The sequence below is a fragment of the Halomonas sp. MMH1-48 genome (assembly GCF_022348105.1).
GTDB lineage: Bacteria > Pseudomonadota > Gammaproteobacteria > Pseudomonadales > Halomonadaceae > Vreelandella > Vreelandella piezotolerans.
On sequence record NZ_JAKRFL010000014.1, the window covers coordinates 1 to 13,784 of the forward strand.

General features: G+C 57.2%; 13 protein-coding genes and 1 pseudogene. 5 read left to right on the forward strand and 9 right to left on the reverse strand.

Annotated features, from left to right (window positions below):
- Positions 1 to 80 (reverse strand): MerR family DNA-binding transcriptional regulator (locus MHM37_RS12535; protein WP_137095269.1); only part of this gene is annotated, 80 nt, incomplete at its 3' end.
- Positions 81 to 175: 95 nt separating this feature from the next.
- Here MHM37_RS12535 and MHM37_RS12540 point away from each other — a divergent pair.
- From MHM37_RS12540 to MHM37_RS12555, 4 genes and pseudogenes are all read left to right on the forward strand, one after another.
- Complete coding sequence (locus MHM37_RS12540; RefSeq protein WP_228219436.1) at positions 176 to 1,072, forward strand: cation transporter; 897 nt, start codon at positions 176 to 178, stop codon at positions 1,070 to 1,072.
- Between the two features lie 3 nt (positions 1,073 to 1,075).
- A complete protein-coding gene (gene lspA, locus MHM37_RS12545) occupies positions 1,076 to 1,588 on the forward strand; it encodes a signal peptidase II (protein ID WP_008740521.1) in 513 nt (170 codons plus the stop codon).
- Positions 1,585 to 2,590 (forward strand): annotated as a pseudogene (locus tag MHM37_RS12550) (ISL3-like element ISPpu12 family transposase); the annotation flags it as partial. The gene lspA and the pseudogene MHM37_RS12550, both read left to right, overlap by 4 nt.
- A gap of 173 nt (positions 2,591 to 2,763) precedes the next feature.
- Entirely contained in the window at positions 2,764 to 2,967 is a 204-nt protein-coding gene (locus tag MHM37_RS12555) for a cold-shock protein (protein ID WP_044630763.1), read from the forward strand.
- A gap of 62 nt (positions 2,968 to 3,029) precedes the next feature.
- On the opposite strand, the gene MHM37_RS12560 is transcribed toward MHM37_RS12555, so the two are convergent.
- From MHM37_RS12560 to MHM37_RS12575, 4 genes are all read right to left on the reverse strand, one after another.
- The gene (locus tag MHM37_RS12560; protein ID WP_239296952.1) at positions 3,030 to 3,830 is read right to left on the reverse strand and encodes a hypothetical protein; all 801 of its coding nucleotides are present in this window, start codon (positions 3,828 to 3,830) and stop codon (positions 3,030 to 3,032) included.
- Positions 3,831 to 3,860: 30 nt separating this feature from the next.
- Entirely contained in the window at positions 3,861 to 4,820 is a 960-nt protein-coding gene (gene yegS / locus MHM37_RS12565) for a lipid kinase YegS (RefSeq protein WP_239296951.1), read from the reverse strand.
- 40 nt (positions 4,821 to 4,860) lie between these two features.
- Entirely contained in the window at positions 4,861 to 7,491 is a 2,631-nt protein-coding gene (pepN, locus tag MHM37_RS12570) for an aminopeptidase N (RefSeq protein ID WP_239296950.1), read from the reverse strand.
- Positions 7,492 to 7,569: 78 nt separating this feature from the next.
- The gene (locus MHM37_RS12575; RefSeq protein WP_139527135.1) at positions 7,570 to 8,055 is read right to left on the reverse strand and encodes a YajQ family cyclic di-GMP-binding protein; all 486 of its coding nucleotides are present in this window, start codon (positions 8,053 to 8,055) and stop codon (positions 7,570 to 7,572) included.
- A 209-nt stretch (positions 8,056 to 8,264) separates the two neighbouring features.
- Between MHM37_RS12575 and cobO the strand changes: the two genes are divergently transcribed.
- Entirely contained in the window at positions 8,265 to 8,864 is a 600-nt protein-coding gene (cobO, locus tag MHM37_RS12580) for a cob(I)yrinic acid a,c-diamide adenosyltransferase (protein WP_219861119.1), read from the forward strand.
- A gap of 54 nt (positions 8,865 to 8,918) precedes the next feature.
- Here cobO and MHM37_RS12585 read toward each other — a convergent pair whose 3' ends face one another.
- The 4 genes from MHM37_RS12585 to hflK all read right to left on the reverse strand — a co-directional run bounded on the left by MHM37_RS12585 (position 8,919) and on the right by hflK (position 13,745).
- Complete coding sequence (locus MHM37_RS12585; protein ID WP_139527133.1) at positions 8,919 to 10,214, reverse strand: adenylosuccinate synthase; 1,296 nt, start codon at positions 10,212 to 10,214, stop codon at positions 8,919 to 8,921.
- Positions 10,214 to 11,407 carry an ATP phosphoribosyltransferase regulatory subunit gene (locus tag MHM37_RS12590; RefSeq protein ID WP_239296948.1) on the reverse strand — a complete coding sequence of 398 codons (1,194 nt, stop codon included), beginning with the start codon at positions 11,405 to 11,407 and terminating at the stop codon, positions 10,214 to 10,216. The genes MHM37_RS12585 and MHM37_RS12590 overlap by 1 nt, the downstream gene beginning before the upstream one ends.
- A 187-nt stretch (positions 11,408 to 11,594) precedes the next feature.
- Positions 11,595 to 12,479, reverse strand: coding sequence for a protease modulator HflC (hflC, locus tag MHM37_RS12595; protein WP_139527131.1), 885 nt, complete (start codon positions 12,477 to 12,479; stop codon positions 11,595 to 11,597).
- Positions 12,480 to 13,745, reverse strand: coding sequence for an FtsH protease activity modulator HflK (gene hflK, locus MHM37_RS12600; protein WP_139527130.1), 1,266 nt, complete (start codon positions 13,743 to 13,745; stop codon positions 12,480 to 12,482).
- Positions 13,746 to 13,784 lie beyond the last annotated feature (39 nt).

Genomic DNA, 13,784 nt, shown 5'->3' on the forward strand with positions numbered 1-13,784 from the left:
GGCAACAAGCCCTGCTGTTCATAGAAGCGGATCGTCTGTGTTTCGACCCCTACCAACTGCGCCAACTGACCAATGCGCATCAGCCTCCTCCCCAACGGATTCTTTACTCTATTGACCTTATAGTAGCTTTATAGTTTTAAATGGTACCACAACATTGTTCAAGTGGAGTCGTATCATGAGCAAATCCTGTGGTGGCGCCTGTGGCGGTGATGCAACGTCCGCAGCGGATACCGATATACAGGCCTCCTCCGAGGCGCCAGGGAGATGGGTCAGTGTTTATGCCGTGCCGAAGATGGACTGTCCATCAGAAGAACGAATGATTCGCCTAGCCCTGAACGGCTTTGAGGAGATTCGGGCGCTGTCCTTCGACTTGTCGAACCGCCGGCTGAAGGTCGTGCATGACGGCGAGGTCGAGCCCGTCACCTCGAAACTGAAGACCTTGGGGCTAGGCGCCTCGCTTCAGGAAACCGTCGCTGCAAATCCGGAGACCATCAAGGCCGCCGAGTTTTCGGCAGCTTCTGCTAAGCAAGAATCCGGGACCCTGCGCTGGTTGCTCGGCATCAATGCACTTCTGTTCGTGGTGGAAATGACTGCCGGTCTGATGGCTCAGTCAACTGGCCTCATTGCAGAATCCCTGGACAATTTTGCCGATGCGGCGGTGTACGGGCTTGCCCTTTATGCGGTTGGACATAGCGTGAAAATGCAGGTACGTGCCGCGCATCTTGCTGGTGTACTGCAACTGATCTTGGCTGTGGGCGTGCTCGTAGAGGTGGTGAGACGCTTTGTATTCGGTAGTGAGCCTGAATCGCTGGTGATGATGGCTATCGCATTCGTCGCATTGATTGCCAATACCAGTTGTCTGCTGCTCATATCCAAACATCGGGAAGGCGGGGCGCACATGAAGGCAAGCTGGATATTCTCGGCCAACGACGTGGTGATCAACCTGGGGGTCATCACCGCCGGCGCCCTGGTCGCGTGGACCGGGTCCAATTATCCGGATCTGATTATCGGCACCATCGCGGGGGTCATTGTACTTAACGGTGCCAGACGCATTCTGGCGTTGAAGGGTTAAATAATGCTCATTATTGGCAAAAAGCTCTCGCCGTATGCCCTATTGTCCATATCGGGCCTGCTGGCAGCGTCTGATCAGGCTGTAAAGTGGCTGGTGCAGCAATCAATGGCCTATGGCGAGTATGTTTCGGTGACCCCGTTCTTTAACTGGGTGCACCTATGGAACACCGGTGCCGCATTCAGTCTTTTTGCGAATGGTGGAGGCTGGCAGCGCTACTTATTTATCGGAATCGCGGTAGTGGTCTCGATTTTTCTGATCAAGCTGATCCTTGAAAATCGTCATAAAGGAGAAGCCATCGCTTACAGTCTTATCCTCGGTGGCGCCATGGGCAACCTGATTGACCGGGTCTTTCGCGGCTATGTTGTGGATTCCTTTGATTTCTATTGGCGAGACTGGCATTGGCCGGCCTTCAACCTGGCTGATATTGCAATTGTCCTCGGTGCCTTACTTTTCGTTTCCAGCAGCTTGTTGGGTAAAAAAGCAAACACCAATGCCGAGCCGGATGGATCTGACTGACACTGCGGCTGCATGAGTACGTGGAGAAGGAATCCTTCAACCACCCCTACACCTTTGTGGCGGCACAGACCGGCCTGGACGAGAAGACGGTGCGCGACATCTTCAACGCCCGCGCCGAGTTCCTGGGGCGCTGGCACCGCTTCGAGACGCCCCGCATCCTGGGCATTGACGAGCTATACCTGAACAAGCGCTACCGCTGCATTCTGACCAACATTGAGGAGCGAACCCTGCTCGACCTGCTGGCCACCCGCCGCCAGAACGTGGTGACCAACTACCTGATGAAGCTGAAAGACTGGCAGAAGGTCGAGATCGTCAGCATGGACATGTGGAACCCCTACCGGGCAGCGGTCAAGGCTGTGCTGCCCCAGGCCCGTATCGTGGTCGATAAGTTCCATGTGGCCGGTGGTGCGCATGGCCAACGATGCCCTAGAGAGAGTGCGCAAGGGCCTCAGAAAGGAGCTGAAACCGTCCCAGAGCCGGACTCTCAAGGGAGACCGGAAAATCCTGCTGAAACGCGCTCACGAAGTCTCAGACCGGGAGCGCCTCATCATGGAGACCTGGACAGGCGCGTTCCCGCAACTGCTGGCCGCCTACGAGCACAAGGAGCGCTTCTACGGCATCTGGGACGCCACCACACGGCTCCAGGCAGAAGCCGCCCTGGACGAGTGGTTAGCCACCATCCCGAAGGGCCAAAAGGAAGTCTGGAGCGATCTGGTCAGGGCAGTGGGAAACTGGCGCGAAGAGACCATGACCTACTTCGAGACGGACATGCCCGTCACCAACGCTTACACGGAGTCCATCAACCGACTGGCCAAGGACAAGAACCGTGAAGGGCGCGGTTACTCCTTCGAGGTGATGCGGGCACGAATGCTCTACACCACGAAGCACAAGAAGAAGGCCCCGACTGCGAAGGTCTCTCCTTTCTACAAGAAAACCATCGGTTACGGACTGCCGGACTTCGCAGAGGAACTCAACTACGGAGTCGATCTATCAACCATCTGAGGGTGGTATCAGATTGATGGGGTGAAGGTGCCCCATCAACCATTAAATCCGTATACCCAAAAAATCTTAACCACGTCACTACTGGACGTGCTGATTATTTGCTTCTAAAGTGGATTTGGTAGGTAGGCAATGAGCCACCTGCTCAATCATTAAGCACGTTAAGGATATGAACGATGGCAACTGGCACTGTCAAGTGGTTCAACGACACCAAAGGTTACGGCTTCATCTCTCCCGATGACGGCGGTGACGATCTCTTTGCCCACTTCTCTGAAATTCAAGCTGAAGGTTTTAAGACCCTGCAAGATGGTCAGAAAGTCAGCTTCGAGGTGACTCAGGGTAAAAAAGGCCTTCAGGCTTCCAACATTCGCGTTGCTTGAACCGCACCGAATGGATAAAGGCCCGCGAATGCGGGCCTTTTTTATAGGTTGGGGTTTCCTTCTTAAGACGATGTATCCAACGTGTCGTCCGAGGAGCTTTCGGCCTCTTGCGCTTCGCTATCGTCATTGGTAGAGCGCTCTTCAACAGGGTGGTCATTATCAACGTCGCGGTCTTGGAGTTCGTCAGACGCCAGGGGTGCACCATTGGTGGGGCGCTCACTCTCCAAGGCTTGGAACTGCTCTTCTAGGCGCTGCTGGGCCTCTTCGAATTGACGTTCGGTATCTTCGATGAGCGCATCCACATCTTGCGCTTCTAACCCACCTTCCACGGAAGAGCCTTCGGGTAAACTGCTTTCGCGCTCCCAGCTTGGCTCGATGGGATCGTTCTCCATGGGCGCCAGTTCGGGCGACTGCTGCTCGATTTCTTGAAACTGTTGCTCCAACTGACGCTGTGCCTCTTCGAAACGACGCTCGGTCTCGGCAATCACGTCATCGACATCAGAACGCGTGGTTTCACCCGGCATGGCGCTAGCTTCGTCAAGGGCTTCGTCGGGGTCGGCGGCCAGCGTCTCTTCGTCCGCCTGCAGGGGCTCCGAGGTTGACTCACTGGCGGTGGAAGACAGGTCTTCCTGAGCATTGGAAGGCTCGGACGCCTCGGACGCCTGACGTTCAATGTCGTCTTCCACCTGGGAGGGCGAAGGAACATCGTCACTACCAGTGTCAGGTGCAGCGGCTGGCGTCTCACTGGGCTGCTCGGCCGCGCTCTCTTCCGGTACGACGTTTGCCTCTTCTTGACTGTCGCCGCAGGCACTCAGCAGTAGGGCCAAACTGGCCAGTAGCGGCATCCATACACGGTAGCTCATCGAGTCATGCTCCTTAATGGTTCGAATTCATTAGTGGCGGTCGTTGGCAGACAACAGCGAACAGCCTTCTGGTAAGCGTACCTTCAACGCTAGCGGGACGACTTCAGCGGTAAATCGTTGATAGCGTTTTGCCTCACCATCCAGGGTCAGCGGCCAAGGTTCATCATCGGACCGAGTGGTAACGGTCAACTGGCTGGCAGTAAAGTAGCGCACATAACGCCCTTCTGCGGGGAACTGCTGTAGCTCGCCGAGCAGCGCAGGGAGCTCCGTCACCGAATGAAAATCTTTGACTAGCAGAACGTCCAATCGCCCATCATCGAGCTTGGCACGAGGGGCCAGCACCTGCCCCCCACCCGATTGACGCCCATTGCCCAGTGCCAGCAGCAGCAGTGACGCGGCCTGCTCATGATCGCCCCAGTGCAGCGTGCCGCGATAACTGCGATGCCGCCACGCCTTGAGCGCCCCCATCAGTGAGTAGGCTCCTCCCCCTAACATGCGTTTTAACGTTTTAGGGGTCGAGGAGGTAATTTCTGCGCCGAAACCACCGGTGGTCATATTGATGTAATAGCATACCGACGGTTCGCCACTGGCTTCCGCCGTCATACGAATCACATCGATGGGCGCAGACGGCAAGCGAACGGCATCCGCCAGTGCGCGATCCAGCTCCAAAGGTAACCCCACCGAAGTGGCAAAATCATTCGCGCTGCCCATCGGCACCACGCCCAAGCTCGGACGATGGTCATGAGGCAGCCGCATAAGTCCATTGACGACTTCGTTGACGGTACCATCACCACCGCATGCGATGACGCATGTCGCGCCCAAATCGAGCGCTTGGGCTGCAAAATCAGCGGCATCGCCACCTTCCCACGTCGCGCGAACAATGATGGGCGTCCCTGCCTTGCGCTGCGCTTCGACGGCGTCGCGCAGCGCCGGGTTCCCGGCCGACTTACCGTTGATAATCAATAAATAACGCTGTTGTGGGTCTGTCACCGGTGTCTTCCCTCTCCATGGTTAATTCACTGGATGCACGTTATGCCAGCGCTTTCTCGACCACCTCGAACACGTTGGACGACAGCGGCTCGCGTTTGATTCTTTCGAGTTCTGCTCGCATCAACTGCTGTCGTGTCTCATCGAACCGCTGCCAGCGCGTCAATGGGGTAATCAGCCGCGCGGCAATTTCAGGGTTGAGGCGGTTGAGCTCGATCACCGCATCCGCCAACAGGGCATACCCTTTGCCATCCAGGCGGTGGAAATTGATACGGTTTTGCGCAAAAGCGCCAATCAACGCACGCACTTTGTTGGGGTTCTTCATCGAGAACGCCGGGTGCTGCATTAAGTACTCCACGCGCTCCAGTACGTCGGGCTGAGGGCGCGTTACCTGAATCGTAAACCACTGATCCATCACGAGTGGATCGTGAGCCCAGGCTTCCCCAAAGGCTTTCAAAGCCGGTGCCGACACGTCGTCACGATCACTGTGCACGAGCAGGGTCAGCGCGTGGCGAACGTCGGTCATGTTGTGATCCGTCGCAAACTGCGCTTCACACAGCGCGACGCTCTCATCGTCCTCAATGGACATCAAATAAGCGAGCGCTACGTTTTTGAGGCTGCGCTGAGCCATTTGTTCAGGCGTAGGCGCGTATGGGGCGTCACTGACGTTCGCCTTATAGACGGCCAAGAACTCATCACGCAGTGCCAGCGCCAGGGATTGGCGCACGAACTCGCGGGCAGCGTGAATGGCGTCCACGTCGACGATTGGCTGCTGTTCGGCGATATAGGCTTCCGAGGGCAGTGTCAGCATCTCGGCCAGCACCGCTTTATCGTCCATGGAAGAGGTCAAGAGCAAGCGGAATGCCTCGATCACTCGGCTGTCCATCACTTTTTCAACGCCGTTTCGATGGGCAGCAATCAGGTCGTCCAGCGCCAGTAGCGCCAATCGCTGACCGGCATCCCAGCGGTTGAAGCCATCGCTATCATGGGTCAACAGAAAGGCCAAATCTTCGCGGGAATAAGGGAAGTGCAGCTTGACCGGTGCGGAAAAATCGCGCAGTAGCGACGGCACGGGTGCCTCGGCCACTTCCGTGAAGATGAATGTCTGCTCATCGTCGGTCAGGTGAATGACCGCATCTTTCCCGATCTTGTTGCCGTCGAGCGTGAGCGTTAAATCCTGACCGGATTTGGTGCCCACCAAGCCCATGCGTACCGGAATGTGCAGCGGCTGCTTGTCCGGCTGTCCGGGCGTGGCTGGCGTGCGCTGGCGAAGCGTCAAATGGTACTCGACGTTGGCGTAGTCGTACTCACCGTGGGCATCGATTTCCGGCGTGCCCGCCTGGGAGTACCAGCGCATGAACTGGCTTAAATCGATGTCCGATACCTCGGCCATGCAGCCCACGAAGTCTTCGATCGTCACGGCCTGCCCGTCAAAGCGCTCGAAATAGAGATCCGAGCCACGGCGGAAGGCCTCCCAGCCCAGCAGGTTGCGCAGCATGCGCACCACTTCTGCCCCTTTTTCATAGATAGTCAGCGTGTAGAAGTTGGTGATCTCGATATAGTGATCCGGACGAATCGGATGCGCCGTGGGACCTGCGTCTTCGGCAAATTGCGCGGTGCGGAAAAACGAGACGTCTTGAATGCGCTTGACGGGGGCTGAATTGGTATCCGCAGAAAAACACTGATCGCGGAATACCGTAAAACCTTCTTTTAGCGAGAGCTGGAACCAGTCGCGGCACGTCACGCGATTCCCCGACCAGTTGTGGAAATACTCGTGGGCAACGATCCCTTCGACATTTTGAAACGCAGCATCGGTGGCGGTCTTAGGGTGCGTGAGCACCGCCGCGGAGTTGAAGATGTTGAGGCCTTTGTTCTCCATTGCGCCCATATTGAAGTCGTTAACCGCCACGATCATGAACAAGTCCAGGTCGTACTCACGGCCGTAAGTTTCCTCGTCCCAACGCATGGAACGCTTGAGAGACGCCATGGCATGGTCGGTTTTATCGAGATTCTCCTCCTCTACCCACAGCTGAAGCGTTACCTCGCGGTCGCTCATGGTCGTGAAATGATCTTCGACTTTTTTCAAATCGCCGGCCACCAGCGCAAAGAGATAACAGGGCTTAGGGTGAGGATCTTCCCAGGTAACGAAGTGCCGGTCACCTTCTAACGAGCCCTGCTCGACTGGATTACCATTGGCCAACAGCACCGGCTCTTTTTGCACATCACCGATGACCGTGACCTTGAACGTGGCCATGACATCGGGGCGATCCGGATAATAGGTAATACGTCGAAAGCCCTCTGCTTCACACTGCGTGCAGTACATGCCATTTGATTGATAAAGCCCTTCCAAAGCCGTATTACTACTGGGCGAGATCGCCACGTCGCTTTCTAACGTAAAGGCAGCAGGTACACGGGTAATCGTCAGCGTTTCATCAGTGAGCTGGTAATCGGCATCGCTCAACGCTTGACCATCGATGGCAAGCGCGCGCAGCGATAGATGCTCACCATCGAGCACCAGCGGCGCAGCCGCGTCAGCGCTTGGGTGGCGCTGCATGGTCAGACGTGCTTTCACACGGGTCTCGGTGGGGTCAAGATCAAACGTCAGCTCGGTATGAATTACGTGGTAGGCGGGTGGCTGGTAGTCGCTTAAATAAACCGGCTGCGGATCAGACATAGCGCGAAACTCCTGTAAGCTTTTCAGTAGTCGAGTAGCGCCTATACGGCGCTACTCAATGAATATTTTTTGTGATCGTCAATCGCGGAAGTTGTCGAACTGTAATGGCAAGTCAGGCCCCTCTTCGCCACGCAGTAGCGCCATGACACTCTGCAGGTCATCTCGCTTTTTGCCCGTCACGCGCACTTTCTCACCCTGAATTTGAGCCTGCACTTTTAACTTACTGCCTTTGATGCGCTTGACCACATCCTTGGCTTCAGCTTGGTCGAGCCCCTGCTTGAGTACCACCTCTTGACGCGCCTTGACACCGGACAGCACGGCATCTTTGACATCCATGCAACGTGCGTCGATACCGCGGGCAATCAGTCGGTTACGCAACACGTCCAGCATTTGCTTGAGCTGGAAATCTACTTCGGCCTCGAGCAGCACCTTATCGCCTTCCAACGTGAAGCTGGCATCGACGCCTTTAAAGTCGAAGCGTGACTGGACTTCACGATTGGCCTGGTCCACCGCATTGGCGGCTTCGTGCTGATCGAATTCTGACACGATATCAAATGAGGGCATGACACTATTCCTAACAAGACATGACCCACCATTCTAGAGCAGCAAGCCCCCAACCGGCCAATTCTCTTAGAAAAAGCTGGACAAAAACTCTGCAAGCCGGTCACGTCAAGCTTAAAAGCTATACAAACACCTCTCAGGGCGATGTTAAATTGTGCGCCTCTGTCGTAACCTGCTGACATAGCCCTGCACTCTTTCAAAGAGGAGAGACCATGAGTGATCGCGATACCCGCCATAAAGCATCGATGGAAAAACTCAAAGCGCGAGTGGACGAAAAAGTCGCCAATGCCACCGAGCAGCGCGGACTGCTGCTCATCAACACGGGTAACGGAAAAGGCAAAACCACCGCCGCCTGGGGCACCGTCACGCGCGCGCTGGGTTATGGCTACAAAGTAGGCGTGGTGCAGTTCATCAAGGGGTTATGGGAGTGTGGCGAGCGCAATCGGCTGGAAGACGATCCACATTTGAGCGTCGCTATCATGGCAACCGGCTTTACTTGGGATACGCAAAATCGCGAAGCTGACACCGCCGCCTGTATGGAGGTCTGGCAAGAAGCGCAGAAAATGCTGGCAGACCCCGAGACGTATCTCGTGGTGTTGGACGAACTCACCTACATGCTGAAGTTTGGCTATCTCGATATCGCCACGGTCAAACAGGCGCTACTGGACCGTCCGCAGGAACAAACCGTGATCATTACCGGGCGAAATGCCCACCGTGAGCTGGTGGCCATGGCCGACACCGTGACCGACATGCAGGAGGTGCGACACGCTTTCAACAACGGCCTTCAGGCCCGGCGAGGCATCGATTTCTAAGCACGAAAAAGGGCGGCCAAGCCGCCCTTTTGATATCACCGGAGGGTGTGCAACCTAGCCTTCGAACGGGTTGCGCAGCACGATGGTTTCAATACGATCGGGACCGGTAGAAATGATATCGATGCTGGTGCCTACCTGCTCTTCGAGGAAGCTGATGTATGCACGGGCATTAGCCGGTAAGTCTTCCACCTTCTTAGCGCCCAGCGTGGACTCTTTCCAGCCTGGCAGATCGTGATAGACCGGCTCTACCGCTTCGTAGCCCTCTGAATCCACCGGGTTATCCAGCACGTCACCATCCTTGCTGCGGTAGCCAACACACACACGGATGTTTTCCAAACCGTCCAGCACGTCCAATTTGGTCAGGCAGATACCGGAAACCGAGTTGATTTGCACCGCATGACGCAGCGCTACCGCATCGAACCAGCCGCAGCGACGTGGACGCCCGGTGGTCGCGCCAAACTCGTGCCCACGCTCGGCTAGGTGACGACCATGATCGTCGAACAGCTCGGTGGGGAACGGACCCGAGCCAACACGCGTGGTGTAAGCCTTGGTGATACCCAGCACGTAGTCCAAATAGAGCGGGCCGACGCCAGAGCCGGTTGCCGTGCCGCCAGCCGTGGTGTTGGAGCTGGTGACGAACGGGTAAGTACCGTGGTCGATATCCAACAGCGAACCTTGGGCGCCTTCGAATAGAATGTTCTCACCGGCCTTGCGCAGGTCGTGCACCATACTGACGGTATCACTGACCATGGGGCGCAGCTCTTCGGCCATCTGCATGGCGCTATCGAGCACTTCCTGGAAATCCACCGCCGGTTCGCCGTGGTAATTCACTAGCACGAAATTATGGTAGTCGAGCACCTCACCGAGTTTGGAGGCAAAACGCTCACGGTGGAGCATGTCACCCAACCGTAGACCACGGCGTGCCACCTTGTCTTCGTATGCCGGGCCAATGCCGCGACCGGTGGTGCCGATCTTAGCCACGCCACGGGCCTTCTCACGTGCCTGGTCGAGACGCACGTGGTAAGGCAGGATCAGCGGACACGCCGGGGAAAGACGCAAACGCTCACGAACGGGAACGCCCTTCGCTTCCAGTTCGCGGATCTCTTTGATCAGCGCTTCCGGTGACAATACGACCCCGTTACCGATCACACAGGTTTTACCTGGACGTAGCACACCCGAGGGGATCAGGTGTAGGACGGTTTTCTCACCGTCGATGACCAGCGTGTGACCGGCATTATGCCCCCCCTGGAAGCGCACCACGGCAGCAGCGGATTCGGTGAGCAGGTCAACGATCTTGCCTTTGCCTTCATCGCCCCATTGGGTACCCAGGACTACGACATTCTTACCCATTATGCACTCGTCTCTTGTGTCAGGGCCGTTGTCTGCCAACGACCATCGATAAACTCAAGACGGCGGTCACAGCTGTGCTCCGCCGGCCCAGTACGCTGCCCAGGCAGCGCTTGAATTACGCGTTCACCCTGCTCACGCAGCGCGACGATGGCAGCGTTGAGCGACTCTTCTTCTTGGGCTGGCGCCCAAATGGCCCCCTGGCTGGGTGACGCCAATGCCAGCGATGCCAACTGCTTCAGGTCCATGGAGAAGCCGGTCGCGGGTCGGGCTCGGCCAAACGCACGCCCAGTATCATCATAGCGCCCACCTTTGGCCAGCGCATGACCATAGCCAGGCACGTACGCCGCAAACATCATACCCGTGTGATACTGATAACCGCGCAGCTCCGCTAGATCAAAATAGAGCGATACCTCAAAGCGCGCCAAAACGCCTTTGTAAAGCGCCTCGAGCTGATCTAGCGCCGCCGTCACGGGGGCAGGTGCGCCAGCAAAACGCTCGCGCGCCTCGCTCAGAACGCTGGCATCCCCATGCAGCTCGCCTAGCGCCACTAGCATATCTGCCAACACAGGGTCGCTAACGCTGGCACTGACCTGCTCGGCCAGTTGCCCCGGCGATTTAAGTGCCAACGCTTCGAAAAGCGCACGCTCTTGCTCATCGTTAAGGGCAGCGGCTTCCACCAGGCTACGGTAGATCCCGATATGCCCTAATGCCAAATGTATCTCGTCAGCGCCTGCCGCATGAAGACTGGCAAGCGCCAGATGAATGATCTCACTGTCGGCTTCGAGGCCAGCATGACCAAACAGCTCGACTCCGACCTGCACGGGGCTGCGTCCCCCTTGATGCTGGTCGGCTTTGGCACGCAGCACATTGGTGCAGTAACACAGCCGAACTGGCCCCTGGCGTTTTAGGGAGTGGGCGTCCATCCGCGCCACCTGCGGTGTGACGTCTGCCGAGGCGCCCATCATGCGGCCCGTCAGTTGGTCGGTCAGCTTGAACGTTTGAAGATCGAGGTCCGTACCGGTACCGGTCAGCAAGGAGTCCAAAAACTCCACCGGCGGCGGCATGACCTGGTCGTAGCCCCAGCAATGGTAAAGATCGAGCAGCGCACGGCGCAGCTCTTCCATGCGGCTTGCCTGAGGCGGCAGCACCTCATCCATGCCGTCGGGCAGTAGCCAGCGGTCAGCGATGGTCATGTGAACAATCCTGCGAGACGATGAAGGCCCTTTCTAACGATACCACTCGCTGCCTCACGAGGCGCTGTGTGGAACGTTCACGAAACGAGGGCCACAAAAAAACCGGGCGACGCCCGGTAGGTAAAGTCTATCACGTTTATGCGCTATATGAACCCCGCCAAGCGCAGTGCTTGGCGGGATGGGCGCATCACTCGGCGCTGTCGGGAACGGCGCTGCGTAGATAGCGGAAGAAGTCGCTATCCGGTTCTAGCACCAGCAGATTACCATCGCCAGAGAAGCTTTCACGGTAAGCGTTCAGGCTGCGCCAGAAAGCGAAGAACTCTTGGTCCTGGCTATAAGCCTGCGAGAAGATAGCGGCTGCTTCGGCATCCCCCTCACCGCGCAGCGTCTCGGCACGCTCGTTGGCTTGAGCAAGCAGCACCTGACGGCGACGGTCGGCATTAGCGCGAATCCGCTCGGCCTCTTCCTGACCCTGTGCGCGCCACTCGCGGGCCTCACGCTCACGCTCTGAGCGCATGCGCTCGAAGACGGCTGCCGAGACATCTTCAGGCAGGTCGATGCGCTTGATACGAATATCGCGAATCGCCACGCCGAGCTCTTCACGCATGAGCTGATCGAGCTCTTCGGTGGGGCCTGTCATCAGGTCATCACGGCGCTCGGCAATGATTTCCTGAAGATTCAAACGACCGAATTCATTACGCAGACTCTCATCCACTCGCGGCTGAATGAGGCGGATCGCCATCAGTTCATCGCCTGCGGTAGCCTCGTAGTAGCGGGTCGGGTTGACGACTTGCCACTTGACATAGGAGTCGACGATGACCGCTTTCTGCTCAAGAGTCAGATAACGGCTAGTATCGGTATCCAGCGTCAGCAGCCGCACGTCGAACTTGCGGATGGTCTGCGCAATCGGAATTTTCACATGCAGACCCGGCTGAATATTCTCTTCGATGACTTCACCAAAGCGCAGCTTCACAGCGCGTTCGGTTTCATCCACGACATAAAGACTGTTGCTCGCTAGCCACGCGACGGCGGCCAAACCACCTACGATAAGCAGGGATCGGTTATTAATCATTTAGCGGCCCTCCCTGCGAATGGGGTTATTGCTGGACGACGATGAGGAGCTACTTTGGCTGCCTCGCAGCGACTCTAACACGCGCGGATCGACCGTATCGCTGCTGTTAGCACCGCTATCATTGCTCGCCGAACGACTGTCGTTACTGCTACCGCCGCGCATTTGATCGAGTGGCAAATACATCAGCGGCGCATTGTCGCTCACGTCCAGCAGAACTTTCGGCGTCCCACCAAAGACTTCTTCGATGGCATCCAGGTACATACGTTCGCGCATCACTTCCGGCGCGTTGCGATACTCGGTCAGCAGCGCATTGAAACGGTTAGCTTGACCCTGTGCTTCGGCCACCACCGACTCACGGTACCCTTGGCCCTGCTCGACGATACGCTGAGCCTGACCCTGTGCGGCCGGAATGATCGCATTGGCGTACGCCATACCTTCGTTGATCGTTCTCTGACGATCTTCACGGGCACGGATAACGTCATCAAAAGCATCGATGACGGGCGCAGGTGCCGACGTGGATTCGATGTTGATGGTTTGCAGGCGAATACCTGCGCCATAGGCATCCAGATACGTTTGCAGACGGCTCGCGACGGAGCTACCGAGTATCTCACGACCAGAGGTCAGGATATCGATCATGTCCGTGCCACCGACCACGTGCCGCAGCGCAGAGTCCAGTGCGTTCTCGATGGAGAGCGCCGGATCACGAACGTTCAGCACGAAATCGCGCGGATTCGCGACCTGGTACTGAGCAGAAATTTCCACTTCGACGATGTTTTCATCACGCGTCAGCATGGACTGAGTTTGAGAGACAGAGCGTACGCGCGTCACGTTGACCATGCGCACGTCATCGATGAGCGGCGGGTTCCACTGGAGGCCCGGCTCGACGATGCCCTGGTACTCACCAAAACGCAACACGACGCCCCGCTCCGATTGGTCCACCAGATAGAAGCCCGAGGCTCCCCAGATGGCAAGCGCCACGATGAGCAGAAGGCCTGGCAGAGCAAACGAGTTACGAGGCTTACCGCCACCACTCTTGCCGCCACCACCGCCGCTCTTCTTGCCGCTGCCGCCTAGCATGCCGTTGAGCTTGTCTTGGAACTTTTTCAGCGCTTCATCCAAGTCAGGCGGCCCCTGGTTGTTGCCACCATTATTGCCGCCGTTGTTTCCACCACCATTGTTCCCACCGCGATCGCCGCCATTACCGCGTCGGCCACCACCGCTCCAGGGGTCGTGCTGGTTGCCACCACCGGGCTCATTCCAGGCCATACTTCGTCTCCACTAAGGTGTTCACCTGCACTTTGCCTT